Raw genomic sequence first — 25,894 nt, forward strand, 5'->3', positions numbered from 1 at the left:
TTTTAGCCATTTAAAACCCTGTAGTTGCTACAGAGTCAACCGGCTGCATAGGGGACGGGGCAGTCAGCTGTGGCCCTGGCCGTGGGTACCGGGTACATGGTTGTGTTTGTCAGAGGTTTCGAGGACTTCCAGTTCCGTAGTGAGGCCGTCAAGAATGCCACACTCCCGGACGGTCCGGCCCTCCGAGCAGGCTCTCTGAAGGTGTTCGAGCGTCTTTTCCAGACTCGCCAGCTCCTGCCGACGCTCGCGAACGTGGTGCAGGTGCCTTGCCAGCAAGGCGTCTACACCGCTGCAATCTGCCTCCGGATTCTCGGCAAGGCGAATCAGTTCGCGGATTTCGTCCTGCGCCATATCCAGGTTGCGACACCGTTTGATGAACAGCAGGCGATCCAGGTGGGCCGGACGATAGGACCGGTAACCGCTGGCGGAACGGTCAGGTTCCGGAAGCAAACCGATCTTTTCATAGTATCGGACGGTTTCAACGGGGATCTTGGCCCGTTTCGAAATTTCGCCAATTTTCATAGTGTTTCCGGTCTGTGGTCCGCGGTTTCCGGTCAACGTTCTCAGATTCAGGCGCATGGCTTTATCACCATAGCGCTCCGTGATGACCGGGACAATAAACAAACCGGGAAGCGGCCTGCGGTCAGCCTGCGCGATGTGTTTGCCGGGGAAAAATGACACACATCAACCCCGTGTCAGGCTTGTGCAAAAAATTCAGTTTCGGTTCAGTTTTGGCAACTACAGTGAAAGAGTACCGACAATCCTAAGCAAGGAGTTTGACTATGGTTTCCATGAAAAAAATCGTTGCCGTTGGTGTCCTGGCAGCCGCCCCGGTTTGGGCTTTTGCCCATGGCAGTGAGGGACCCTACTCAGGACACGGGCCTGGCATGATGATGAGCCCGGAACAGATGGAACAGATGCACCGTAACTGGTCGAGAATGGACGGCATGATGCAGCAGGTTCCCGAAGCCAGTTCGCCAGCCGAGCGCCAGCGTCTGATGGAGGAACACTGGGAGGCGATGGAAGAACAGATGGAGCTGATGCACCAGGGCATGATGGGGCCCGGCATGATGGGTAATAGCCAGGGCATGATGAACAATGGCCAGGGCATGATGAACAATCAGGGACAAAAGCAGTCTGGAAACGCCCAGGGTAAGGGGTCGGGAGCTGCCGGCATGGGTTATGAGCAGCGCATGGAAATGATGGACCGTCGTATGGACCAGATGCAGATCATGATGGAGCAGATGTTCAAGCATCAGCAGCAACTGAACCGGAATTGATCTCTGTCGTTCTTGAGCCGGAAGTGTGTGATAGCGTGAGGCCTTTCGTGACTCTTTTCTGAAATAATCGGAGGCTCTTGTGCTGGAGCGCCTGCAACGCCGATTAGGGCTGCAGACGATACCCGGGGTGTTCTTCACCGCTGCGGGAATGGCGGTCATGTTTGTGATCGTTGCCATTCCCTTTGATGAGGAAGTCTCCGGGCTGTTCGGGATTCTGACCGGCTGGGTGGCCAGTCATCTGGGTTGGTTCTATATCCTCTCGGTTACATCCCTGCTGCTGTTCCTTCTGGCTCTTGCCGTCAGCCGGTATGGCACTATCCGGCTGGGCAGTGACGATTCCCGCCCGGATTATTCCAACCTGACCTGGTTCACCATGTTGTTCGCAGCGGGTATTGGCACCATCCTGATGTTCTGGGGCGTAGCCGAGCCGATTTCCCATTTTTCCGAACCTCCCTTCGAGGGGGTCCGAGCGGGTAGTGAGCGCGCGGCCAGTGATGCCATGACCATCGCGCTTTACCACTTCGGCCTGCACACCTGGACCATCTTTGCCATGCCGGGGCTGGCCATCGGCTACTTTGCCTATCGGCACAATCTGCCCATGCGCATCAGCAGCCTGTTCTACCCGATTCTGGGGGACCGGGTTTTTGGTCCCTGGGGATGGGCGGTGGATGTCATTGCTGTGCTCGGCACCCTGTTCGGGGTTGCGACGTCGCTGGGCCTGGGCACTCTGCAGTTGAACAGCGGCCTGGCTTACCTTTTTGGTATCCCGTCCACGGGAACGGTTCAGGTTCTGTTGATCGCAATCATCGCCGGCATTGCGGCCACATCGGTGGCCCTCGGGCTGGACAAGGGGGTCCGGCGCCTGTCCCAGCTCAATATCGTGCTCGCGATAGTGCTTATACTGTTTGTGATAACCGTTGGGCCGACCGTTTTTATTGCCGAGGGCATCGTACAAAGTGTCGGAGATTATCTTGATGCCCTGCCGTGGCTGGCCTTCTGGACTGAAACCTTCAGGGATTCGGACTGGCAACGCCAGTGGACACTGTTCTATTGGGCCTGGACCATTTCCTGGGCACCCTACGTGGGAATATTCATTGCCCGGATTTCCCGTGGCCGAACCATCCGTGAGTTCGTCGCGGGCGTTCTGTTTGCGCCGACGGCTTTCACTGTGCTGTGGTTTGGCGTTTTTGGCCTTGCAGCGATTGACGTGGAGATGAACGGCAAGGTCGCGCTGGCTCAGCAGGTCCAGCAGGATCCATCGGTGGCAATCTTCGCGTTTCTTGAGGCGTTTCCCCTCGCCGACCTGGCCTCGTTACTCAGTGTAGTGATCATTATCATCTTCTTTACCACGTCGTCGGATTCCGCCTCGCTGGTTATCGACATGCTGACACGTCGGGACGACCAGCCATCGCTGGTGCGTCAGCGCATCTTCTGGGCGGCGGCCCAGGGTGTAATTGCCGCAAGTCTGTTGCTGGCTGGCGGTCTGGATGCACTGCAGAATGTGATTACCTCCCTGGGCCTGCCGTTCTGTGTGCTGCTGATCTTCATGGCAGTGGCACTGTTCCGGGCCCTGAGAGCGGATTACCGGGGTTACTCGGTCAGTGAGCTGGTGCAGGGACGTGCCTTCCCGGATGTGGAAGCCGTTAAGGTATCCCAACAGGAGAACCAGGATGTACAGTAAAATCTTGATTGCCATCGATCCTGAGGACGACGGTGAGGGCAAGCGGGCTCTTGAAGAGAGCGTCAAACTGCTCGATCAGGCCGGGGAATTGCACCTCGCCAGCGTCTTCAGTCCCGGCGGCGCCGGTTTCTTTCCCCACGTCACTGAAGATGCACCAGAGGAAAAAGAGGCGGAAGTACGGGGCACGCTCAGCCTGTTGGCCAGGAAATATCTACCGCTGAATCAGAACGCGACCTTGCACGTGGTGGCGGGCAACGCGGGCGAGAAACTGGTCGCGTTGGCGGGTACTACCTGTGCGGACCTGATGATCCTGGTATCGCGCGGTGCTACCGGGCGGTGGCCTCTGCGTCGTGCAACGGTGGAGTACGTCTCCGTCAACGCGCCCTGTGCGGTACTGGTGCTTCCGGCACTGTTGAAAGCGCCCGAAGAGGACGGTGAGGGACACTAATCGAACAGCGACAGTTGCGGACTGTCTGGCCCAGGCCCTGACGGCGTCCGGGGTCGCTGTTGCACGGGGCCCTTTCGGCTGCCATGACGATGCAGCACCCGGTCGGTTTCCTCGCGGGATACCTTGTATTTCCGGAACTCGCCAATCGCCTTGCGGGCGGCTCGCGCTGCCTGTTCGTGGTCACACACCGGGCTTATGTAGGTGTTACCACCGAACCGTTCCTTTTGCGCTGGCGTCATCAGCCAGGGCGTGTGAATCAGCTCCGCCGGCAGGCCTTTCAGTTCGGGTATCCATTGCCGGATGAATTTCCCTTCGGTGTCCAGCTTCCGGCTCTGCAGAACCGGATTGTAGATGCGCAGGGCGTTAATGCCGGTAAGCCCGGACTGCATCTGCGCCTGCGGATAGTGAATGCCGGGCTCGAAATCGGTGAATTGGCGAGCCAGGTGCAGGGCCGGATCGCGCCAATGCAGCCAGAGCTGGTAACTGGCTACGGCCATCAACATGGCACGCATTCGGAAGTTGATCCAGCCGGTCTGGCGAAGTGAACGCATGCAGGCGTCCACCAACGGCCAGCCGGTCTGCCCCTCCTGCCAGCGTTGCAGTCGCTCGGAATCGCCGGGGCCGGACTTCAAACCTTCCAGCTCCCGGTGCATGGCCCGGAACTCCAGTTCCGGCTCGTCTTCCAGTTTCTGGATGAAATGGCAGTGCCAATGCAGGCGAGAGCGGAAGCTGGTCAGGCTGCGCTTTTTCCGGGGCAGGCTGTTGGGGTGTTGGCCGGTATACTTGGCTCCCTGATAGATCTCCCGCAGGCTGACGGTGCCGTAGGCAATGTGCGGACTGAGTCGGGAACAGGCGCGCACCGCACTGGCCGGGCTGGAAATGTTGTATTGGTAGCCGACACAGCGCCGTTCCAGAAAGGAGGTCAACAGCTTCTCGCCCCGCTGGCTGCCGCCGGACTGTCGGTCGGGGCAAGGTGTGGCGTCGGCCAGGCTTGGTGTGGTGGCCTGGGCCGCCAGGTCGTCGAGATTGGCGGGCGCTGCCAAGCGCTCCGGGGCAGCGACGGTTTCCTGCCGCATGATTCGCGTCCAGGCCTCGTCCCAGAGGTCCCGGTCCGGCAGCCGGCGAACCACGCCAAACTGCTGCCATTCCCGGAATTCGATCCCCTGTTCCTGGCACCAGCCGATCACGGCTTTGTCCCGGTCGAAGGTCCACTGGCCACCGGTCTCCTGGTGGCAGAAGACCCGCTTGATGCGGTGTGTGGATTTGAGCCGGTCAAGCGCCTCGTGCACGGGGCCGACCATCACCAGCAGGTTGCTGCCTTTGCCTCGGAGCTGCTTCCGCAGGTCCGACAGCGACTCCTCGATGAACTGCCATTGCCGCCTCGAGGTGTCCGGCAGTTGCCAGTACCCCGGCTCGATCACGTACAGCGGAATCACGGGCTCCCCGAGGTCCGCCGCAGCGGACAGCGGAGCGTGGTCGCGAGTGCGCAGGTCGCGCTTGAACCAGACGACGCTGGTCATAAGGGGGTACCCCGGTTACGTCGGCAGCGCTCGCTGCAGTAACGAACGGCTTCCCAGTCCTTTGCCCATTTCTTACGCCAGGTAAAAGGGCGGTGGCAGACCGGACAGGTTTTCGAAGGCAGATTCGGTTTCTGGTGCACGATAAGGGTCGTATGTCCTGTCAGTAGCGGAAAAATACGTTACCGGTGCCAGTGAGGATCAGCAAACACCGGGCCGGGCTCAGCAATAGGCAACGTTTGGACAGTTGCTCTCTGCCCGCTCCCACTGGATGGTGACGTGCCGGATATTGAAGTCGTGAGCCAGCATCTGGGTAGCCTGTTCAATCAATCGGTCGTCGTCCGAGGCATCCGGCTTCACCAGGTGCACCGTCAAGGCATTTTCTGTGGTGCTGAGTGCCCAGATATGGAGGTGATGGACCGATCTCACACCGGGCAGGCGGTTTAGCTTCTCGTACACCTCGCGGGGATCAATATCCCTGGGCACGGCGTCCACGGCGAGGGTGACCGAATCTTTCAGCAGTTGCCAGGTCCCAAAGAAGATCACCGCTGCGATCACCAGACTCACCAGTGGGTCAATCCAACTGATGCCTGTCAGGATGATCACGAGTCCGGCGACCACGATACCCAGCGAGACCGCAGTGTCTGCTGCCATGTGCAGGAAGGCACCGAGAATGTTGAGATCGCCTTTCTGCCCGGCCAGAACGCCGTACACGGCTTCGATGGCAACGAAGGCCAGGTTCAGAATAACGGCAACGGCAAAGGCCCGGTTATGGGTGTTGAAGTGGTCACTGTGGCTGTGGCCATGACTGTGCCCATGACCATGAGGGTAACTGTGCATGAGTAAAAGCCTGTCCCGATCGTTTAATGGTCGCATTGCAAACCCTGTAGTCGTTACAGGGTCAAGGGTCTACCATCACCCTTCCGAAGCCAGGGCGGTCAGATCCTCGCTCATCATCTTCGGTGTCAGACCGGGACGAAACAGCAGGCGGGCATTGCCGGCACCGTCGAACACATAAACGGCGGCACTGTGGGATACCTGGTAGTTGCCGTCGGCGTCGGGTTCGTCGTAACCGAAGGTCGTGCGGTACCGCTTGGTGAGGTCTCGCAGCGCCGGTTCCCCGCCGGTCAGGCCGATGATGTTCTCGCCAAAGAAATCCACATAGCTGGCTATGCGTTCCGGCGTGTCCCGATCCGGGTCCACGCTCACGAACAGGGTTGTCACCCGGTCCTGCAGGGTCTCCGGCATCTGGTTGATGGCCTTGCTGAGGGCAGTCAGGGTGGTCGGGCAGACATCCGGGCAGGAGGTAAAGCCGAAAAACAGCAGGCGTATCTGCCCGGCGGAATCGGCTTCAGTCACCGGCTCGCCAGCGGAGCCGGTCAGCGCGAATTCCAGGTCCGGCATCAGGCTGCTGATGTCCTTGCCTTGCCAGGTCTCGCTGTCAGAACAGCCGGACAGCGTCAGCACAAGGCCAAGCAGGGCGGCAACACAGGGGCGAAATCGGGAGGTGGGCTTCCTGAACGGCATCATGACGCGGGTCCTTCGGTTACGGTGTCGCAACGGGTGAACTTGCCGTCCTCGTGCATGGCGCGGCGAAGGATGATCAGGATGCCGAGGATGCTCATCATCGCCGGTGGAATCCAGGTCAGCAGTCCACCCAGTAGCTGATCGGTTGCCGGTGGCATGGGCCAGGCCCGGCCACAGACTTCGTATACGTCGTAAACCATGCCCCGGGAGAACACAATCCAGGCGCCGAGAATCATCTGTGGAATCGCCACCAGGGCCAGCAACAGAATTCGTTTGCCATAGCCCAGAGCGTTGGTCAGCACCGGCGATCGGGCATCGAAAATCAGCCACCAGAACAACAGGCCATCCAGCAGCATGCTCCAGTTCATGAGCCAGTAGAGCTGACGGCTGAGCATGGCGTCGAAATGGATTGGTGGCCAGAGCCAGAAGTAGATCAGACCGACAAACAGTACCGAGGCCACCACCGGCTGCTGAAGCATCCGGTACAACAGCCCCAGCGGCTTGAGCAGACGACGCCCACGAGGACCGATCACCCTGTGCCAGAAGCGCAGAACCGGCAGCGGGTTGGACAGCGCAATCAGTATGGGGCCCAGATGATGAAGTATGAGGTGCTGGCCGCGGTGAACAAAGAACATGTACTGGGAGTAGTAATCAAAGCGGGTCTGCATCACGCCGTAACAGAGCAGTACCCCCGCCACAAAAGTCAGAATCCGGCCTGAACCCGGTCGCTCCTTCTCCGGCAGGCGCGGTAACGCCAGCCCGTACAGGCCCAGTACCACCATGAAACTGAGTACCGTCAGCGGTGAAAAATCGTAGGGCAGCAGGTAGCCGGCAGCAGACATCGGAAGCACTCTTTGTGTGCAAGTACAGGAAACAGCGTTTATCTTTTTTATCAGAGCCCCCCGAGTCTTACCGGCATGGCGGCGGATTTCAAGACCGGTTCAATCAGGTTTGCGGACGGAGAGAGTGCATGGCGCGATTCACCGATTCCATAGTGGCGCCTTCGGTGCTGATTTTTGACTGGCACGGCACGCTGGTGGACACCCACGACGCCATGTTCAGCGCCATGGAAGACATGCTGCCCCAGCTGGAGGAGTTGAACCTTGTCGAGCGGTTGTTGCCGGAGGAGAAATGCCGGACGGCAGACGATGCCAGGCTGGTGCGCTACATCCGCATCTTCCGGCGCCTGCACCCGCGGATTCTGGCGGAACGCCGGGTCTCCCGGACCGATATCTTCAACGCCATTTTCGGTGACGACCGCGACGCCAAACTGACAGCCCACAAAGCCTACAACGAGGCGTACCGGCGGTACTTCGGCAAGGTCCGGCCCTTTCAGCCGGGCGCCTATGAGTACCTGTCTGCGCTCAAGGCCATGGGCATTAAGCTGGCGGTCTCTACCAACCGGAACCGGGAGTTCCTGGACCGGGAGCTGGTGACCGTGGACGAAGGCCGCTGGCAACAGCTGTTTGATGCGACCGTGTGTGCCGACGACGTCACCGAGTACAAGCCAGACCCGGAAGTCATCCTCAAGACACTGGAGAAACTGGGGCTGCCCGCGGATGATCGCGCCTGGTATGTGGGGGACAGCTATGTCGACATGCTGACGGCGAATAAGGCGGGAGTGGCCGGGGTATTCTATAACGGCGCATGCTGGGAACCCGACCGTATCAACAGCTGGTTTTCCTTTCGCGATGCTCCGTCGGCCATTCTCGATAGCTTCGAAGACCTGCTTGACCTGCTGGCGCTGCTGGAACGAAGCCACCCGGAGGCGTTCCGTCAGGCACCGGCCGAAGTGCGACCCAAACCCTTTCCGCCGCCCCGGCGACCGGAACCGCGGGTCGAGGCCGACTGGCATCCCGCGGTGGTCAAGCTTATCCGCCCCTCGGTGGTGCTGTTCGACTGGCACGCCACCCTGGTGGATACCCTTGATGCTATGTACCACGCCGTGGATGACATGCTGCCGGACTTTCACAAGCTGGACCTGATGGACCGCATGATGGCGCCCGAGGACAGCAAAACTCCGGAGGATGCGCGGCTGGTGGCCTATGTCCGGGAGTTCGCCCGCCTGCACCCGAAGGTGAAGGCCGACCGGAAAATTTCCCGGACCGATATTTTCGAGGTGCTGTTTGGCGACGATCAGGAGGCCAAGCAGGTTGCCCACCGGGCCTTCAATTATCACTACCGCACCCATTACGGCACGGTGAAGGCGTTTGAACCCCGGGTGCGGGATGTGCTTGAAGGACTGCGACGACTGCATATGCAGGTGGGTGTGATCACCAATCGCGACCGAGAGTTCTTCGAACATGAGCTGGCGGCAGTGGAGGACACCGGCTGGACCCACCTGTTCGATGTGGACGTGTGCGGCGATGACACGCCCCTGCGCAAACCGCACCCTGACCAGCTGTTGCTGGCGGTGCAGAAACTGGATTACCCGCCGGACCCCAGTGTCTGGTACATCGGGGATAGCACCACCGATGTGATCGCCGCCAAACGTGCGGGTCTGACCTCGGTCTTTTTTAACGGTGCCCAGTGGGATCTGCCCTGGCTAAGCCGGATCTTTCCGGGCACTCACAAGCATCCGGATAAGCCAGACGTCGTGGTCAACGATTTTTCGGAGTTCTGGGCACTGGTACTTGCCTGTGAGGTGGGGCCGCCATAACCGCGAGAAAGTGCAGGGTGCTCTCGTCCCTCAGGAAATCTGACCGCCCCTGCAATCGGCCAGGTAGCGGTTGAAACGAGACAGAAACCCCGGGTTTTCGCGGGTAAAACCGTTGCTGAGGTACAGGTACAGCGGCGCGTGGCGAAGAAAACGCTTGTGCAGCTTTTCCCTGGCACCATCATTGTCGGTCTTCAGCCCCGCCATGACACGCTCGTCCATCACCGCCGCATCAATCCGGTTGCGCTCGAGTAGGGCCAGTAACTGCCCCGGCGAGGCTACAGTGAGGAAGATCTCATAGCCATTCGCCATCAGCCAGGACTCCTCGCTGCTGCCATCCACCACGCCGATTCGTGCAAGACGTGTATCGAGCTCTGGATCGACGGTGAAGAAGTACCATTTAGCCATGGCTACAGGTGCACTGCGGCGTGCGGTGGTGTCGAGCTTCGCCGAGGGATCAATTGCAAAGTAGCCATCGACCCGGTTGCGGCGCAGGGAGTGGATCGCCCGTTTAGGCGGCGTCACCCGGATGTTCGCAGACCAGCCGGCCTGCCCGGCTGCGCAGGCAATCGTTTCAACCGTCTCGCCGGCAACCTGACGTCGGAGGTCCGGACTGATGGCGTCAGTCACCTGGTAGGGTGGCGCCTCGAACGTGTAGAGGTTGAGTTCACGGGTCTGAGCCTGGCATACCGGGATTAAGAGAGCGCCCAGCAGGCCAGCAATGAAAGGCCGCATGTTCATGATGACCGTACTCGTTGCGCCGCGTGTTTGCTGTTCTTTGAGCGTAGCATTCCTGGCCGGGCTTCACTCTTGAACTTTAGGAGGTATTGCTCGATCCATCTGGCCTACAGCTGCTCAATTGTCGCCAGTAACGCATCGCCCCGTTTAAGCAGCGCTTCCCGTCTCTCCGGCTTTTGTTTGTCCCAGTTGCGATACATCATGCCCATCCGAGGATTCCCCGCGAATTGGTCCCGGTGGCGGTTGATAAAGTGCCAGTACAGGGCATTGAAGGGGCAGGCATCGTCTTCCGTGCTCTTGTTCACCTTGTAGTGACAATTGCTGCAATGGTCGGACATGCGATTGATGTATTTGCCACTGGCGGCGTAGGGCTTGGAGCCGAGATAGCCACCATCGGCGTGCATCACCATGCCCAGCACGTTCGGCAGCTCGACCCAGTCGTAGGCGTCGGCGTAGACCGCCAGGTACCAGTCGCAGATCTCCTCGGGGGTAACGCCGGCGAGCAGGGCAAAGTTGCCGGTGACCATCAGGCGCTGGATATGGTGGGCGTAGGCGTTGCGTCGGGTGGCATCAATGGCCTTGTGCATGCAGCGCATCCTGGTCTCGCCGGTCCAGTAGAACCAGGGCAGGCTGCGGGTGTTGCCAAGGCGATTCTCCCTGGCGTAATCCGGCATGTGCAGCCAGTAGATCCCCCGGACGAACTCGCGCCAGCCGATGATCTGGCGGATAAAACCCTCCACCGCGTTGATCGGTGCCCGGCCCGAGTACCAGGCCTGGGCGGCGGCCTCACACACGGTCAGGGGATCCAGCAGGCCGCAGTTGATGTAGGGGGAGAGAATGGCGTGAAACAGCCAGTCCTCGGTGTCGGAGATGGCATCCTGATAATCGCCGAAACAGGGCAGGGCGAAATCAATAAAGTGTTCAAGCGCCGCCTTCGCGTCCTCGGGCGTGACTGCGAAGTGGAAGTCCTCGGTGGTGCCGAAGTGATCGGCAAAATGTTTGTCCACCAGTTCAATCACTTCCCGGGTGATGGCATCAGGTTGGACGCGGAACGGAGCAGGCGCAGGCGGTTTGCCGGTCCACTTTTTCCGGTTGTCGGCGTCGAAGTTCCATTGGCCGCCCTCGGGCTCGCCATCACCCGTCATCAATAAACCGGTTTTTCGGCGCATTTCCCGGTAGAAAAACTCCATTCGCAGCTGTTTTCGTCCTTCTGCCCAGGCTGAGAACTCCTGCTTGCTGGCGATGAAACGGGTGTCCGGGCGAATCTCCACTGTCACGCCCAGCCGCTCGTGCCAACGACTGATCTGTTCGTGAAGCCGCCACTCTCCGCACTCGGTGGTGATGACGCTTCCCGCTCCCAGCGTTTTCAGCTGGTCGGCAACGACGGCTTCCAGGCTCTGGAGGTCGTTGTCCGGATGGAACGTCTGGTAATGCACTTGCCAACCATCCCGTTCGAGACGGTCTGCGAAGTGCCGCATGGCGCTGAACAGCAGCACGAGTTTCTTCTTGTGGTGATTGGTGTAGCCGGCCTCCTCGCCGACTTCGGCCATGACGATCCGGTCCCTCGTCGGGTCGGCATCAACGAGGGCACTGATGTCGGGGGTCAGTTGATCGCCGAGGATCAGGATCAGGTTGGCCATATCAGGATGCTCCTCAGGTTCCAGGATGCCCCAAAGGGGGTAGCCTGAATACGCCAAGGGCACAAGGGTGGTTCAAAAGTCGGCGTGTTAAAGTGAAAGTCATCATCAACTGACCCGCATCAAGGGGCGACGGGCAATCGTCCGTGATAATGGGCCAACTTTCCGGTTTACGGATTCATTCCGACGTTCAGAGTTATATTTATGGCTTACGAAACCGCCGTCGCAGCTGCAGCAAACGATCTTCCGGCTTTCATCTGGGATGATGCCCTGATCCGCCGTTATGATCTCAGTGGCCCCCGTTACACCTCGTACCCGACGGCCGTGGAGTTCACCTCCGATTACACGGTGGAAGACATGGTGCAGGCGGCTGCCCGCAGCAAGGCCAGTGGCCGGCCATTGTCCCTGTACACGCACCTGCCGTTCTGTGCGCACCTCTGTTATTACTGCGCCTGCAACAAGGTAATCACCAAGAAACGCGACAAGGCGATGCCCTATGTCGAGCGGGTGCTGAAGGAGGCCGCGATCCAGTCGCGCCTTTTTGGGGCCGACCGGCCGGTGCAACAGCTGCACTGGGGCGGCGGCACGCCAACCTTCCTGCCGCGGGATGTGATGCAGCACCTGATGGCGGGCTACGGCGAACTCTTCAACCTGCAAACCGGCGACGAGCGTGACTACAGCGTGGAAATCGATCCCCGTGAGGTGGACCAGGATACCCTGCCCACCCTGTGGGAGCTGGGTTTTAACCGCATCAGCCTGGGTGTCCAGGATGTGAATCCGAAGGTGCAGAAAGCGGTAAACCGCATCCAGCCAAGGGAGATGACGGAGGCGGTACTGAATGAGGCACGCCGGATCGGTTTCCGGTCCATCAACCTGGACCTGATCTACGGCCTGCCGTACCAGACGCCGGAGAGTTTTGCCGAGACCCTGGAAGCGGTGATCGAGATGTCACCCGACCGTCTGTCGGTGTTCAGCTATGCGCACCTGCCGGACCGGTTCTATCCGCAAACCCGTATTCTGTCGGATACCCTGCCCACGCCCCAGCAGAAGCTGACGATCCTGCACAACACCATAAACCGCCTGCTGGAGGCCGGGTACGAGTACATCGGCATGGACCACTTCGCCAAGCCGGACGACAGCCTGGCGGTGGCCCAGCGGGAGGGGCGTCTGCACCGGAACTTCCAGGGTTACACCACCCACTCCGACTGCGACCTGGTGTCTCTCGGGGTTTCCGCCATCGGCCAGACCGACGATGCCTATTTCCAGAACAACCACGACCTGCCAGCCTGGGAAGCGGCTATCGACGCTGGCCAACTGGCGATTACCCGGGGTGTGGGCCTGAGCCGCGATGACCGCATCCGCCGTTGGGTGATCGGCCAGCTGATCTGCCAGTTCCGTCTGGACCGCCAGCAGTTTGCCGACACCTGGGGCGAGGATTTCGACCGCTACTTCGCCGATGAACTCAACCGCCTGCGGCCGATGATCAAGGATGAACTGGTGTCTGACGAAGGTCAGGTGCTCCAGGTTCAGCCTGCCGGTCGGTTGCTGATCCGTGCGATCTGCCAGATCTTCGACCTGTATAGGAAGGAAGGCGCCAGTCAACGGTTCTCCCGGATAATCTGAAATCGGGGTCAGAAGAAGGCTTTCTTCTGACCGCACCTTCACTCCGCTGACAAAGGTCAAGGCACTCGCCCATCCCGGGCGCTACCCTCTAACCCCTCATTCCAGCGGAGAAACCCATGGAACTCGTGTGCCCGGCCGGCAGCCTGCCGGCCCTGAAAACCGCCGTGGATAATGGTGCCGACGCGGTCTACTTCGGCTTCCGCGACAGCACCAACGCCCGCCAGTTTGCGGGCCTGAATTTCAATGACAAGCGCGCCGCTGAGGGCATTGAATACGCCCATTCCAAAGGCAGCAGGGTCTTCTGTGCCATCAACACCTACCCGCAGCCGGAGGGCTGGGAGCAGTGGAAAAGGGCTGTCGACCGTGCTGCAGGCCTGGGTGTCGATGCCATCATCCTGGCCGACATGGGCCTGCTCGATTACGCCGCCAGCCGCTACCCGAATATTCCGCGCCACCTCTCGGTGCAGGGCTCTGCCACCAGCTACGAGGCGCTGTCGTTCTACAAAGATAACTTCGACATACGCCGGGCGGTGCTGCCCCGGGTTCTGTCTCTGGATCAGGTGCGGGGTGTCGCCAAACACAGTCCGGTGGAACTGGAAGTGTTCGCCTTCGGCAGCTTGTGCATTATGGCCGAGGGTCGCTGTTACCTGTCGTCGTACCTGACGGACGAATCGCCCAACACCCGCGGCGCCTGCTCTCCGGCGAAGGCCGTGCGTTGGCGCGAGACGCCGGAGGGGCTGGAGTCCCGTCTGAACGATGTCCTGATTGACCGTTACGGCCAGGGTGAATCGGCCGGTTACCCGACCCTCTGCAAAGGCCGGTTCGAGGTGGAGGGCAGCGTCTACCATGCCATCGAGGAACCGGTCAGTCTGAATACTCTGGACCTGTTACCTGACTTGCAGGCGCTGGGCATCAGTGCGGTGAAGATCGAGGGTCGCCAGCGCAGCCCCGCCTACATTGCCGACGTGGCCCGCACCTGGCGCCAGGCCCTGGACAACCTGGAAAGAACGCCGGGAATGTTCACCGTGGAGAATGACTGGCGCAACACCCTGTCCGGGCTCTCCGAAGGCGGCCTGACCACCCTGGGCGCCTATCATCGCAAGTGGAAATAAGGTTCTGCCAATCATGATGAAACTTTCTCTCGGACCCATCCTGTGGTTCTGGTCCAAGCAGACCGTGTTCGATTTCTACGCCAAAGCCGCCGAATGGCCGGTGGATACCATCTACCTGGGTGAGGCCGTCTGCTCCCGGCGCCGGGAACTGAAGCCGGACGACTGGTTTGATCTGGCCCGGGACCTGAAAGCCTGCGGCAAGGAGGTGGTGATCTCCACCCAGACCCTGATCGAGTCGGAAGCGGATCTGCGTCGCCTGCGCCGGATCTGCGATCAGAATGAGTTCCTGGTGGAGGCCAACGATCAGAGTGCGGTGCAGGTCGCCAGCCGCCACCACATTCCGTTTATTAGCGGCCCTTCCATGAACATCTACAACGTCGCCACGCTCAAGGTGCTGGCGAAGCAGGGACTGAAAGGCTGGAACCTGCCGGTCGAGCTGGGCAAGGAGACCCTCGAGCAGCTGATCAACGGCCTGAAACAGGAAGGCCTGGAACTGCCCGCCGAGGTGTTCGCCTGGGGTTTTCTGCCCCTGGCCTGGTCGTCCCGCTGTTTCACTGCCCGCCATTACAACCTGTCCAAGGACAACTGCGAGTTCCGTTGTTTGCAGCATCCGGACGGCATGGAGTTGCGTTCCCGCGAATCCCGGGAACTGTTCCGCCTGAATGGTATTTCCACGCTCTCGGGGTCCCGATACGACCTCACGCGTGAACTGCCGGAAATGGAGCGGATGGGCGTGAACACGGTGCGCCTGAGCCCGGAACACCAGGGCATGGAGGAAGTGGTAAAACGCTTTGATCAGGTACGCCGGGGTGAAGTGCCTGCCACCGACCCGCTGCACCTGGTGGAGGCACCACCCTGCAACGGATACTGGTATGGCAAGCCGGGAATGGACCTGATCCGCTGAGGCCGATCAGTCCCTGACGGGTTTGACGCCAGGAAAGCGGTCAGACACATACGTGCTGTGACACTGGATGCAGTTGCCTGTCATTTTGCCGAACAGCTTGTGTTGCTTCTCCGTGTCGTCATTCCTGCCGGCCTCTGCCAGCGATGCCGCGAGTTGATGAAACTCCTTGTCCAGCTTGATAAAGCCTTCTGGTACGGCCGACATCAGATCTTTACGATCCTGTTCAGTGAGTGATTGCTGCAGGATGAAACTGTCGTAAATATCCCGGGCTTGCTTCGCAACCTTGTCATGCTGACCCATAACGATGGCCGAATGGATCTGTCCCATCGCCGTCTGAATCGATCGCATCTCTTCGCGCAGCAGTCGATCCAGTTTGCCGGTGAGCTTGGGAGTGACCGGTTCGGCAGCCGTGGCAGCGAATGACACAGTAAGGCTCAGGATGAGGATGCTCAGAAGCGAACTGTTTGTTTTTGTCATGAAGATGCCCCCTCTGTCGATGAATGTTGAGCGTCGTTCAGGCTATCAGTGTTGAGTAGTTTGCCTGTTGAGATATGTTAACTGTCCGCTGTCTGTTGAATCCTCAAGGCTATGGGGGTTGGACGAAGTGGCCCACCCCAGATCTTCCAGGATGACGTAGAGCGCCGGCAAACCCAGTAACACGACCAGAGTCGACACCAGCAGGCCGAACACCACGGAAATCACCAGCGGAATCACCGCCATGGCCTGGGTGTTGGTTTCGGCCAGCAAGGGCAGCAGGCCGGCTACGGTGGTGCTGGTGGTGATCAGAATGGCCCGGAACCGGTTCCGGCTGGCGGCGCCAGCGGCTTCGACGGTGCTCATGCCCTGTTCCCGATAGCTTTTGATGAACTGCACCAGCAGGATGGCATTGTTGACTACAATGCCGGCCAGTGAAGCAGCGCCGATCAATGATGGCATGGACAGGTTATAGCCCATGAGCAGGTGGCCCCAGACCGCCCCCATGAAAGCCACCGGAATGGACAGCATCACGATGATCGGCTCCAGATAGCTGCGGAACTGGAACGACAGGATCAGGAAGATGCCCAGCAGGCCGATCAGCAGGCCCCGGGCGATGGACTGGCCGGTTTCCCGGGAGCGGGCGGTCTGGCCTTCCACCTGTAGAGTGATTTCCGGCCATCGTTCGCGAAGCTCCGGAAACACACGGTTCTGAAGATCGGTGACGATGGCATCGGCGTTGGTCATACGTCCGTTCACATCCGCCGATACTGTGACGGTGCGTAGACCGTCAATGCGGGTAACCTGGGCCCACTGACGCTCGTCGGTAATATCGGCCACCTCCCGCAGCGGGATCATCTGGCCATTCTTGCCGGTGATGACCGTGTCTTCCAGGAACGCCCGGGTAGTGCGCTCGGCGCGGCTCTGGCGGACCAGAATCTCGATGTGCTGGTCGCCGATCTGCACCGTATCGACAATATCGCCCAGCAACCTGGTGCGTATCTGGCCGGCGACATCGCTGGCGGTCAGGCCGAGGGCCAGGGCACTGTCTTTGAGTTTCAACGTGCGCTGGGGTTTGCCGGGGCGGAGGTCGTCCAGCACGTTGAAGGTGCCGGTGTAGTCGGCCACGTCGTTGCCCAGGTAGCGGGCCGCTTCTTTGAGATGGTCCAGGTCGCTGCCCTGCAATCGGATCTCGATCGGAATGCCCGCCGGGCCGAATCCCGGTTCCTGAATGGTCAGGGCAATCAGGCCAGGAATATCGCCGATTTCCTGGTACCAGCGGTCGGTCACGGTGGCCAGATCAACGGTGCGGTTTTCTGCGGTGAGCAGGTCGGCCATCACCGTGGCCACATGGGCGCCTTGCTCGCCGGCACCGGCGTGCTGGTTGAAGCGGGTCTGGACATTGCGCACCAGAGCCTGGCCATCCGGTTGCTCGGGGCTGTATTCCTTGTTCAGCCGGAGCATGGCTTCGGTAATTCGGTTGGTGATTTTCCGGGTCTGGTGCAGGGGGGTGCCCTGGGGCATCAGCACCCGGGCTTCCAGGACATCACCGTCGATTTCCGGCATGGCCTCCATACGCACATGGCCGCCCGCCATAAGGCCGACAGACCCCAGCAGAATGATCAGCATGCCGGCCAGCACCCCGTAGCGAAAGCGGATGGCGGTATCGGCCAGTTGCCCCAACGTTTCCCGGCTTGTTTCAAAGCCCCGGTCAAACCGCGCGCGAAAGCGGGAAGCGGGTTTGTCCCGGCCTTTGCCCAAACCACTTTTCAGGTGATGGGGCAGAATCCAGAAGGCTTCGATCAAAGAGGCGGCCAGGGCGGCAATCAGCACCACCGGCAGGACTTCCAGTACCGAGCCCAGTTCGCCGGCCAGAAATGCCAGGGGTAAAAACACCGAGACGGTGGTCAGAAACGACGACAACACGCCCGGCAGGATTTCCAGGGTGCCATGGGTCGCGGCCTGCAGAGGCGTAGCGCCTTCAGTGGCATGGCGTGCAATGTTCTCGGTGATGACCACCGAATCATCCATCACGATGCCAATGGCCATCAGTAACGCCACCAGGGTGATCATGTTCAGGGACAGCCCGGTCAGGGCCATCATCACGAAGGCGCCGGCAAAGGCCGCCGGCAGGCCGAACAGTGCCCAGAAGGCCAGCCTGGGCCGGAAGAACAGGGCCATCACCAGCCCCACCAGCAGCAGGCCGGTAATGCCATTGCCGACCAGCATCTGCAGGCGGTCCTTGACGATGGAGGTCATATCCTGGGTGATCTCAAGGTTCACTGTGCCATTCCGCCGGCGCTTTTCCTCGGCAATAAAAGCCTGAAGGGCATCCATCACCCGCAGGGCATCTTCACCGCGGTTTTTGTGGATTTCCAGAATGATCGCCCGCTGGCCGTTGAACTCGGCGCGCTCTTCCTGCCGTTCATAAGTCTCAGACAGGGTGGCAATATCGCCCAGAGTGAGCACGGCACCGGCCTGGCCGCCCAGCACTGGCAGGTTGGTCAGCGTCTGCAACGACCGGCGCTCGTCCACGAAACGTAGCTGGATATCCTGGCTGTCGGTTTCCAGGGTGCCCAGGGGCATGTCAACATTCTGACCAGTGATGGCCCGGGCGACATCCCGCACGCCCAAGCCGTACTGGCGCAACAGGTTCTGTGATATCTCCACCTGCCATTGGCGCTGGGACAGGCCCACCGGCACCACATCAGCTACGCCATCAATGGCAAACAAGCGGTCTTCCAATTGGTTGGTATAGCTTTCCAGGTGGGCGAAACTCATGGGGCCGGTGACAGCAATGGCGGCCACCAGGTCGGTGCGGTAGAGCTCCCGGATGATCGGGTCTTCAGCTTCTTCCGGCAAGTCGGTAAGGCCTTTGATTTCGGTGCGGATATCGTCCAGAAACCGGCCCATATCGCCGCCGGATTCCATGCTGGCAATAGTCTGGGCCTGGTTGTCCCGGGCGGTACAGGTAACCTCCTGCATATGGTTCACCCGCTGCAGGGCTTCGCTCAGACGCTGGCAGAGTGCTTCCTCCACATCGGCAGCCGTGGCGCCCCGGTACTCCATGGTGATACTCACTTCCGGCGGCAGATAGTCCGGAAAGGTTTCCCGGGTAAGGCTGGGGGCGGCAAACAGCCCCGCCGCCAGTATCAGAATCAGCAGCAGGTTGCCCGCCGTGGGATGGCCCCCGAACCAGCGGATCATGGCTGATCTCCCGAGGCCGGTTGTTGCCCGATTTCCCCGGCAGCCTCGACCGCTTGGGAGGCCAGCAGAGTTCCGTCGATGGCGGGTACCAGATCATCCAGAACCAGCCGGTCTCCCGGTTTCAGGCCTTCACTGATAACGGCCAGATCCCTCTGCTGCCAGGCGACCGTGACTTCTCTTCGCTGCAGGCGATTGTCTTCATCGGCGAGGTAGACCACGCCCTGATGAACAGCGCTGGCCGGGATTACGATAACCGGCCGGGGAGTGGGGGCGCTAATACTGGTCTGCACGAACATGTTTCGTACCAGCGGCGGGCGGGCAGGCGGATTGGCGTTGCGGTAAGGTTCTTCCACCGAGATCACCGCCTGAACAGTCCGGGTGGCCGGGTCGAGACTGCTGGTGACCCGGGTAAGTTTCCCGGGCCAGTGGGCATCCGGCACGTTGGTGGGGGTTACCCGGACCTGCAGATCGCCCAGGGAGAATTGGTCATGAAAGTCGGTGAAGTTGTTGGTTGTGCCGGCGCCGGGTTCCGGCAGGCTGTCGTCCGACAGTTGCGACAACACCCGGCGCAGTTCTGCTACTTCCAGCTGCACTGTGGCCTCGGCCCGGGTTATGTCGTCGGCAATGAACAGGCTCTGGCCGGGGCTGACATGCTGGCCGATGTCGATATCGGCCTGATGGACCCGCAGGTCCCAGAGTGCTTCAAAGCGGGTGTCTTCCAGGTCTTCCCGGGCACTGGCAAGCGCGGATTCCGTTCTGGCCTTGCGGGCCTCCAGGGTATCCCGCCTGACAGGAATCAGGTTCAGCTGGTTTCTGAGGCTCTGGACCGCCTGTTCCTGCTGCAGGGTTGCCCGCTGTTGCTCGTCGTACCGGGTTTCAGAGAGGGCGCCCCGCTCGGTCAGGGTTCTTGCCCGGTCCAGTTCCCGCCTGGCCAGCGTCAGCCGGCGTTCTTCCAGCTTCAGCAGCTCACCCGTATTGCGCTCTTCCTGCGCCAGTTGTCGCAGTTCGGCTTCGATGCCTGCCAGATCCGCCTGGGCGGAGGCTTCGGCCAGTTCATAACGGGTGGGGTCGATCTCAAGCAACCGTGTGCCCGCGGCGATCAGGTTGCCGCTCTCCAGCTCCGGGTGCTTCCAGATAACCCGCCCGCCAACATTGGCCACAGCGTTCCAGCTTCGGGCCGGAAGCACCTGGCCATAGCCCCGGGCTTCGGTACGGAATTCCCGGGGCGTGACTGTCATTATGCGCACCGGGGTAGCGGCTACCTGCGACTCTGCCCGTTCCGGCGGTTGTTTCAGCTTTATCATGATCGCGACAAAGACGATGCCGGCCATCAGAGCCAGAGCCAGAGTCAGTTTATTTTTCCGGGTCATCGGGCTTCTCCTGAAAGCTGGCGCTGTATAGTTTGAAGATTCGGGGTGCCGCCTGCTCAAGGGTATGCATCTCGCCACTGACCATGGCCTGAACTACCAGCCCCTGAATAGCACCGAGATACAGCACCGCCGCAGCCTCGATATCGATACCGGAGGCGATGCGCCCCTGCTGGATGCCAAGATTCAGCAGCCCGACCACCTTCTTGCGGTAGCGGGCGAGTGTCTGGCGGATGATAGTTTTGGCGGGGCCGTTGTCTGGCTTCTGCAATTCCCCCAGCATCAGTCGCGGAATACCCGGGTGCCGGGCGATAAAGCCCACGTGGGCCAGGAACATGGCTTCCAGTGCCTGGTCTGCCTGCTGGTGTTGGTCGGCGGCACTGAATACCTGGCGGGTGAGCTGCTCTGACACCCAGCCCGCTACTGACTCCCACAGCCGGTTCTTGTTGGGGAAGTGTTTGAACAGGGCGCCCTGCGACAACCCCACTTCATCGGCAATACGGGCCGTGGTGAGGGTGGCCGGGTCCTGTTCGCTGCAAAGCTGGACGACCGCTTCGATGGTGGCAGACTGGCGCAGTTCGGTGCTCTGGTAGGCGCGTTTGGAGCCTTTTGGCTTTGTTGACATGGTAATACCAAAAGAAAGTAATTAATTACTTTATTCTGAAAGCCTGAAATGGTTTTTGCAACAATCTTCGAGTGTGAGGCGGCTGATGTCGTTTCCGGGTTCTGCCGTGGAATCGGGTTCTCCTTCCCTGGAAGTGGCTCGGGACCGGACCGGATGGATACCAGCAAAAGCGCTAATGGGCAGCTATGGCGAGCCAAATGCGCCGGACCCTCTCCGAGGTATGCCTTTGAGCCGCCAGGTCTGCCCGGCACTGGGCTTGGGAAGCCCGGTTACGAGTTTGGGAACAGTGTCGTCCGAAAGCTGACCGTCCATTCCAGACCATCCAGCAGGTTCTTCAGCGCCAGCCCCAGCTCGGTGTCCCCCTCAATGACCAGACGGCGCTGGAAGAAGAGCTGGTCCGGGTCCTGACGCCGTTCGGCCAGGGTTCGGAATGCTGACAGGGAGCCGCGGATGATAGCTTCCCCTGAGCCGTCAACCACCCTCAGCCTGCCCGACCAGAATCCCAAAGTAATACCCGGGTGACCCTCGTTCAATTCCAGGCGGATCTTCCGTCCCTCGAAATCATCAAACTCGCCCTCGGCAATGGCCCGGGCGAACAGACGATTCAGGGGTGCTTCGGCCGCCAGTTGTTTGACCGGCATGGGGATGCGCTGGTCGACAGCGCCAAGCAGCGGGGCGGGGGACGGAAGGTATTCCCGGAGTACCGTCAGGGACTGGTCGAGTAATGGGTGGTGTGCGGGGAACGCGGTCAGCTTGGGTAACGAAAGGTGCATCGTCGGCTCCGTTATCTGGGACGGAGGCAGGGTAGGGGAAAACTGGTTTGGGGGCTTTGATATAACTCAGGGGGTGAAAGTGGGGTCAGAAGAAGGCTTTCTTCAGATCCCCGGGTGGCGGTGAAGTTGGGGTCAGATGAAGGCTTTCATTTGACCCCTTCTTTGGGCCGGCTTCCCTCAGCGGTGCAGACCTTCTTCCACCGCCCAGACGGCCACTTCCACCCGGGAGCGCAGGTTCAGCTTTTTCAGCAGGTGCTTCACGTGCACCTTCACGGTGCCATCGCTTATGTCCAGTTTGCGGCCGATCATCTTGTTGGAGAGCCCCTCGGCAATCAGGCGGAGGATATCCTTTTCCCGGGGTGTCAGGCTGTCGAAGTCCGGGCGCGAAGCCTGCTGCGGCTTGTTGGAGCGCAGGGCCTGGGCCAGCAGTGTGGTAAGGCGCTCGCTGATCACCATCTTGCCGACGGCGGCCTGGTGCAGCTGCCGGATCATATCCTCCGGTTCCATATCCTTGAGCAGGTAGCCGTCAGCGCCTGCGCGCAGCGCGGCTACCACATCATCCTCGTGATCGGAGACAGTGAACATGATGATCCGGGAACTGATGTTCTGTTGCCGCAGTTTCTCAAGGGCTTCGATGCCGTTCATCTCGGGCATGTTCAGATCCATCAGGATCAGGTCCGGCTCGATTTCCGTGGCCAGGCGAATGCCGTCTGAAGCGTTGTTGGCTTCACCAACCACTTCCATATCGTCTTCCATTTCGATCAGCTGCTTGATGCCCTGGCGCAGAAGCGGATGATCATCAATCAGCAGAATGCTTGCGGGTATATCTGACATGGTTACTCTGGTTTCCTTTTCTGCGTTCCGGCGTGCTTGGAGGCCGCCCGTGTGTGTGGTCCGGATCAGGCACTGGAGACTTCGGTCGGGATAAGGTTCCGGCTTTTCGGGATGAAAGACAATGACACTTCCACACCGCCTTCCTCCCGGTTCTGAACCCGTACCTGCCCACCCAGTGTTCGGGCGCGATCCTGCATGATGACCATTCCATAATGATTGATGGGCTGGTCGCCCTCGGGCAGGCCCCTGCCGTTGTCACGGATCCGGGCTTTCACTTTCGGTGACTCGAAGATTATATCGACTTCAACTTCGCTGGCGTCGGCATGCTTCACGGCGTTGGCAAGCCCTTCCCGAACAATCTGGAGGGTATGGATTTCCTCATTGGGCGACAGTGTATTCGGCGGCAGGTTGTAGACCAGTTGCACCGGCTTGCCGAGCCGTTCTGAAAATTCTTCAACGGTGTGTTTGAGCGCGGAAGACAGATCCGGGGTGTCCAGCTTCAGCCGGAACGTGGTCAGCAACTCGCGCAGTTGCCGGTAGGCGCTGTTCAGGCCCATGCTGAGTTCATCCAGAATGGCCTCGTGGGTCGCCTCTTGCTCGCCGGTGATGTTGAGCCTGCGCAGGCGCGCTACCTGCATCTTCAGGTAGGACAGCGACTGCGCCAGTGAGTCGTGCAGCTCCCGGGCGATAACCGTGCGTTCTTCCGCCAGGGTCAGCTGCTGCTCCTCGGTAATCTGCCGCTCGAGGAAGATTGCGGTGGCCAGCTGATCGCTCAGGATTTCCAGCAGCTGGCGGGCGGTCGGTGCCAGCTCCATCTGGACAGGGTACCAGACTTCCAGTGTCCCCAGCAGATGTCCGGGGGTGCGGATGGGCAGCAACAGGCGGCGGCCGTCATTGTTTTCAATCGGGAGGTCTTCGTACTGCTCGGGTTGCACCAGGCAGGCGTTGCAGTGGTGGTCCCGGCAATAGAAGGGGCGCTCCCGGGTCGCGGTGGTGACGGCCTGAATGGGCTGGGAAGAGTCCCGGTCATGAAGGTAGATCTGGATCGGGCCAATACCGAGCAACTGCTCCAGTTGCTGGAGCATGGGCACGGCGCCGTCGCACAGGTCGTGATTGGCGAACAGGCCATGACTGGCGGTATGAAGGAGCTGCAAGGCCGCGTTGCTCTTTTCCAGCTCATCGGTTTTGGTCCGGACGCGTTCCTCCAGTTCGTGATAGGTCAGGGCCAGCTCACTCGTCATCTGGTCGAAGGCATCGCCAAGCTGGGCCAGCTCATCGGAGCCTCTCAATTGAGCCTTGTGAGAAAAGTCGTGTTGCCGGACAGCGTCGGCAATGTCGACGAGTTTTCGCAGCGGACGCAACACCCGGTTTTTCATGTCAATGAACAGGGCGAGAATAATCAGGATGGAGAACGCGAGACTGATGATCTGGATCATGTGCAGCAGATCGATCCGGGCTTCCGTGCGCTCTTCAAGCATGGTGACCAGCTGGTCCACCTCGCGAACGTAGGTGTCCGTCGCGGAAATCAGTTGGGCACTCACCAGCGATCCGGGATCATGATTTTTCAGGGCTGGTTGCAGGTTGGACTGCCAGGTATCCAGGATCGACTGGTACTGCCGCGCCAACGGGTGCTCGGTATTGTCGGGTATGGCCTGGATAATACCAACATTAACCAGGCGCGCCATGTACTTCTCGGTCAGCGCCTGAAAAGCCTCGTTATCGCGCTCATGGTCGCGGGAGCCAGCCGCCCTCGACAGCAGCTGAAAGGCCCCCATCCGGAGTGCGCCGGCCTGATTTATGGCCGTTGCATTGCCTTCGATGCTTTTGGACACGGCGAGGGTGGCGGCCATGCTCACCAGAGCGGTCAGTATAATGGCTCCGACCACAACCGAGAGCCGGTTCACGAGAGATGTTCTGGATTTCATCAATAATCGTCTTGTCGGTTGCCCTGACACGATGCCGGAAGCATCAGCCTTCAAGGTAGTTGATGACGGCATTGGGTCGTGTTTTCTACCTCCTTGAGAATAGTCACTTACCCCAAGAGGCGATAGCCCATCATAGTCTTTGACCGTTTACAGGGCAAAAGATGAAACTGAAAGTTGGGTTTTGCAGGGAGAGCCATCTATGACGGCTGATTGGGAACGTGAGGAGGACCGGCTGACCTCGCTGGCCGTTGTCCTTCCGCTTGCGCTGATGGGGTTTGTTATTGCATCCGGCTGCTGGACATTGTTTGCCGTGGCCGGCGTGCACGTGCGGGCCGAGTTGGCGCTGACCAGCCTCCAGTTTGGCTTCCTGCTGGCGATGCCCATGGCGGTCAGTGCCTTCCTGGCGATCCCCGCCGGGCTGGCGGCACAGAACGTCGGAGCGCGCCGGGTCATGCTGTTATGCCTGGCGGGGTTGGCGCTCTGCATGATGCTTTTGCTGGTGACGAGGAGTTATGTCGGGTACCTGGTGGCTGCGGGGGGGCTTGGCCTGGCGGGCGGCTTTTATTGCGCCGGCCTGCAGTTTGTTACCGGCCACTGTCGGCCCGCACGTCTGGGGCTTGTGCTGGGGATTTTCGGAAGTGGCGTTACTGGCGCCGGATTCAATTACTATCTGGTTCCGTTGTTTCACGAGGCCTTTTCCTGGCGGGGAGTCGCCCTGGCGTACCTGGTGGCACTGCTCCTGATTCTGGTCCTGATGGTGATGTTAACGTCGTCGGATGACGCCGGCGCGGACGCCGGTTCCCCGGTCAGGCTGGGCAAGCGGTTTGCTACCATCGCGCTGAATCGCCGCTGGCAGGTCTGTGCCTTTTTCGGCGTGGTTGCGGGCAGTTTTTTTGCCCTGGCACTCTGGTTGCCCGACTATTTGTCCTCCCAGTTCCGACTGGACGTCCAGACCGGTGCCCGGCTGTCGCAGTGGTTCGTGGTGCCGGGGGCCCTGGCTCAGATCGTGGGCGGCGCGCTGTCAGACCGGTACGGGTCGGCTGCCGTCATCAGCCGATCGCTGGTGGCCTGCCTGATCTCCCTGTTTGTGCTTTCCTACCCACCGATGACGTTGTTCATCCGGGGCGGCGAGACCGTCATTGAACTGGAGTTCGCGTTACCCCTGTTCGTCGAGGCCCTGTTCGTGGTGGCGCTGGGGCTTGCCCTCGGCTGTGCCATGGGCAGTCTGCAGCGGCTGGCGATTCTGGGCAGCACTTCCTCCGCGGCCCTGGTGGCCGGTCTCCTGCTGGTTGGCGCTTGCTCCGTTGCTTTTCTGCTGCCGGTGATTTTCGGCGCCGTGAACCACTGGCTGGGTATCCGCACCGCGGTGTTCATGATTCTGTTTGCCCTGCTGGCCGGCTGCCTGTGGATGTTCGCCCGGGACAGCCGCCATCGTGAACGCCGGTCCTTTCTCCACCGGGGGATATGAGCGCCCTACCACCAGTGAGGTAGGGGCAGGTTATGAGGTAGTAACCACGCAGATTTCGGGGATTTTCTCACACACAATGGTCTCAAATCGGAACAACG

General features: G+C 60.3%; 23 protein-coding genes. 8 read left to right on the forward strand and 15 right to left on the reverse strand.

Annotated elements, in window-relative coordinates:
• Positions 1-63 precede the first annotated feature (63 nt).
• The gene (gene cadR, locus QQF73_RS03705; protein ID WP_219866781.1) at positions 64-522 is read right to left on the reverse strand and encodes a Cd(II)/Pb(II)-responsive transcriptional regulator; all 459 of its coding nucleotides are present in this window, start codon (positions 520-522) and stop codon (positions 64-66) included.
• A 260-nt stretch (positions 523-782) separates the two neighbouring features.
• On the opposite strand from cadR, the gene QQF73_RS03710 reads away from it, so the two are divergent.
• From QQF73_RS03710 to QQF73_RS03720, 3 genes are all read left to right on the forward strand, one after another.
• A complete protein-coding gene (locus QQF73_RS03710) occupies positions 783-1,280 on the forward strand; it encodes a DUF4175 domain-containing protein (protein WP_219866780.1) in 498 nt (165 codons plus the stop codon).
• Positions 1,281-1,359: 79 nt separating this feature from the next.
• A complete protein-coding gene (locus tag QQF73_RS03715) occupies positions 1,360-2,961 on the forward strand; it encodes a BCCT family transporter (RefSeq protein ID WP_219866779.1) in 1,602 nt (533 codons plus the stop codon).
• Complete coding sequence (locus QQF73_RS03720) at positions 2,951-3,409, forward strand: universal stress protein (protein ID WP_219866778.1); 459 nt, start codon at positions 2,951-2,953, stop codon at positions 3,407-3,409. The genes QQF73_RS03715 and QQF73_RS03720 overlap by 11 nt, the downstream gene beginning before the upstream one ends.
• Here QQF73_RS03720 and QQF73_RS03725 read toward each other — a convergent pair.
• The 5 genes from QQF73_RS03725 to QQF73_RS03745 all read right to left on the reverse strand — a co-directional run bounded on the left by QQF73_RS03725 (position 3,406) and on the right by QQF73_RS03745 (position 7,295).
• Entirely contained in the window at positions 3,406-4,929 is a 1,524-nt protein-coding gene (locus QQF73_RS03725; RefSeq protein ID WP_219866777.1) for an FAD-binding domain-containing protein, read from the reverse strand. The genes QQF73_RS03720 and QQF73_RS03725 overlap by 4 nt on opposite strands.
• Positions 4,926-5,069: a DUF2256 domain-containing protein gene (locus QQF73_RS03730; RefSeq protein WP_285367270.1), complete on the reverse strand. Its 144-nt coding sequence runs from the start codon at positions 5,067-5,069 to the stop codon at positions 4,926-4,928. Before QQF73_RS03730 ends, QQF73_RS03725 begins: the two co-directional genes overlap by 4 nt.
• Positions 5,070-5,148: 79 nt before the next feature.
• Positions 5,149-5,766: a cation diffusion facilitator family transporter gene (locus tag QQF73_RS03735; RefSeq protein WP_285367271.1), complete on the reverse strand. Its 618-nt coding sequence runs from the start codon at positions 5,764-5,766 to the stop codon at positions 5,149-5,151.
• Positions 5,767-5,841: 75 nt separating this feature from the next.
• Entirely contained in the window at positions 5,842-6,456 is a 615-nt protein-coding gene (locus QQF73_RS03740; RefSeq protein WP_285367272.1) for an SCO family protein, read from the reverse strand.
• Positions 6,453-7,295, reverse strand: coding sequence for a cytochrome c oxidase assembly protein (locus tag QQF73_RS03745; protein WP_285367273.1), 843 nt, complete (start codon positions 7,293-7,295; stop codon positions 6,453-6,455). The genes QQF73_RS03740 and QQF73_RS03745 overlap by 4 nt, the downstream gene beginning before the upstream one ends.
• A 128-nt stretch (positions 7,296-7,423) precedes the next feature.
• Here QQF73_RS03745 and QQF73_RS03750 point away from each other — a divergent pair, with 128 nt between their 5' ends.
• Positions 7,424-9,112 carry an HAD family hydrolase gene (locus QQF73_RS03750; RefSeq protein WP_285367275.1) on the forward strand — a complete coding sequence of 563 codons (1,689 nt, stop codon included), beginning with the start codon at positions 7,424-7,426 and terminating at the stop codon, positions 9,110-9,112.
• Between the two features lie 30 nt (positions 9,113-9,142).
• On the opposite strand, the gene QQF73_RS03755 is transcribed toward QQF73_RS03750, so the two are convergent.
• Complete coding sequence (locus QQF73_RS03755; RefSeq protein ID WP_219866773.1) at positions 9,143-9,850, reverse strand: substrate-binding periplasmic protein; 708 nt, start codon at positions 9,848-9,850, stop codon at positions 9,143-9,145.
• A gap of 104 nt (positions 9,851-9,954) precedes the next feature.
• Positions 9,955-11,487: a cryptochrome/photolyase family protein gene (locus QQF73_RS03760; protein WP_285367276.1), complete on the reverse strand. Its 1,533-nt coding sequence runs from the start codon at positions 11,485-11,487 to the stop codon at positions 9,955-9,957.
• Positions 11,488-11,688: 201 nt separating this feature from the next.
• Between QQF73_RS03760 and hemN the strand changes: the two genes are divergently transcribed.
• The 3 genes from hemN (at position 11,689) to QQF73_RS03775 (ending at position 15,123) form a co-directional block, all read left to right on the forward strand.
• The gene (hemN, locus tag QQF73_RS03765) at positions 11,689-13,107 is read left to right on the forward strand and encodes an oxygen-independent coproporphyrinogen III oxidase (protein WP_285367277.1); all 1,419 of its coding nucleotides are present in this window, start codon (positions 11,689-11,691) and stop codon (positions 13,105-13,107) included.
• A gap of 116 nt (positions 13,108-13,223) precedes the next feature.
• Complete coding sequence (gene ubiU, locus QQF73_RS03770; RefSeq protein ID WP_285367279.1) at positions 13,224-14,219, forward strand: ubiquinone anaerobic biosynthesis protein UbiU; 996 nt, start codon at positions 13,224-13,226, stop codon at positions 14,217-14,219.
• Between the two features lie 13 nt (positions 14,220-14,232).
• Positions 14,233-15,123 (forward strand): U32 family peptidase, encoded by an 891-nt coding sequence (locus QQF73_RS03775; protein ID WP_285367280.1) that lies wholly within the window; start codon positions 14,233-14,235, stop codon positions 15,121-15,123.
• Positions 15,124-15,129: 6 nt separating this feature from the next.
• Here QQF73_RS03775 and QQF73_RS03780 read toward each other — a convergent pair whose 3' ends face one another.
• The 7 genes from QQF73_RS03780 to QQF73_RS03810 all read right to left on the reverse strand — a co-directional run bounded on the left by QQF73_RS03780 (position 15,130) and on the right by QQF73_RS03810 (position 24,328).
• On the reverse strand, positions 15,130-15,600 hold the full coding sequence (locus tag QQF73_RS03780; protein WP_219866768.1) for a cytochrome c: 471 nt from the start codon (positions 15,598-15,600) through the stop codon (positions 15,130-15,132).
• A gap of 45 nt (positions 15,601-15,645) precedes the next feature.
• Positions 15,646-18,804, reverse strand: a complete 3,159-nt coding sequence (locus tag QQF73_RS03785; RefSeq protein WP_285367281.1) for an efflux RND transporter permease subunit — start codon at positions 18,802-18,804, stop codon at positions 15,646-15,648.
• Complete coding sequence (locus tag QQF73_RS03790; RefSeq protein WP_285367282.1) at positions 18,801-20,174, reverse strand: efflux RND transporter periplasmic adaptor subunit; 1,374 nt, start codon at positions 20,172-20,174, stop codon at positions 18,801-18,803. The genes QQF73_RS03785 and QQF73_RS03790 overlap by 4 nt, the downstream gene beginning before the upstream one ends.
• Positions 20,158-20,796, reverse strand: coding sequence for a TetR/AcrR family transcriptional regulator (locus QQF73_RS03795; RefSeq protein WP_219866765.1), 639 nt, complete (start codon positions 20,794-20,796; stop codon positions 20,158-20,160). The genes QQF73_RS03790 and QQF73_RS03795 overlap by 17 nt, the downstream gene beginning before the upstream one ends.
• Before the next feature lie 269 nt (positions 20,797-21,065).
• Positions 21,066-21,569 (reverse strand): ubiquinone anaerobic biosynthesis accessory factor UbiT, encoded by a 504-nt coding sequence (gene ubiT / locus QQF73_RS03800; RefSeq protein ID WP_219866764.1) that lies wholly within the window; start codon positions 21,567-21,569, stop codon positions 21,066-21,068.
• 177 nt (positions 21,570-21,746) lie between these two features.
• Positions 21,747-22,403: a two-component system response regulator NarL gene (gene narL / locus QQF73_RS03805; protein ID WP_219866763.1), complete on the reverse strand. Its 657-nt coding sequence runs from the start codon at positions 22,401-22,403 to the stop codon at positions 21,747-21,749.
• Between the two features lie 65 nt (positions 22,404-22,468).
• Entirely contained in the window at positions 22,469-24,328 is a 1,860-nt protein-coding gene (locus QQF73_RS03810) for a histidine kinase (RefSeq protein WP_285367283.1), read from the reverse strand.
• Between the two features lie 199 nt (positions 24,329-24,527).
• On the opposite strand from QQF73_RS03810, the gene QQF73_RS03815 reads away from it, so the two are divergent.
• Positions 24,528-25,796: an MFS transporter gene (locus QQF73_RS03815; protein WP_285367285.1), complete on the forward strand. Its 1,269-nt coding sequence runs from the start codon at positions 24,528-24,530 to the stop codon at positions 25,794-25,796.
• Positions 25,797-25,894: the final 98 nt, after the last annotated feature.

The organism is Marinobacter albus (assembly GCF_030238305.1).
Lineage (GTDB): Bacteria > Pseudomonadota > Gammaproteobacteria > Pseudomonadales > Oleiphilaceae > Marinobacter > Marinobacter albus.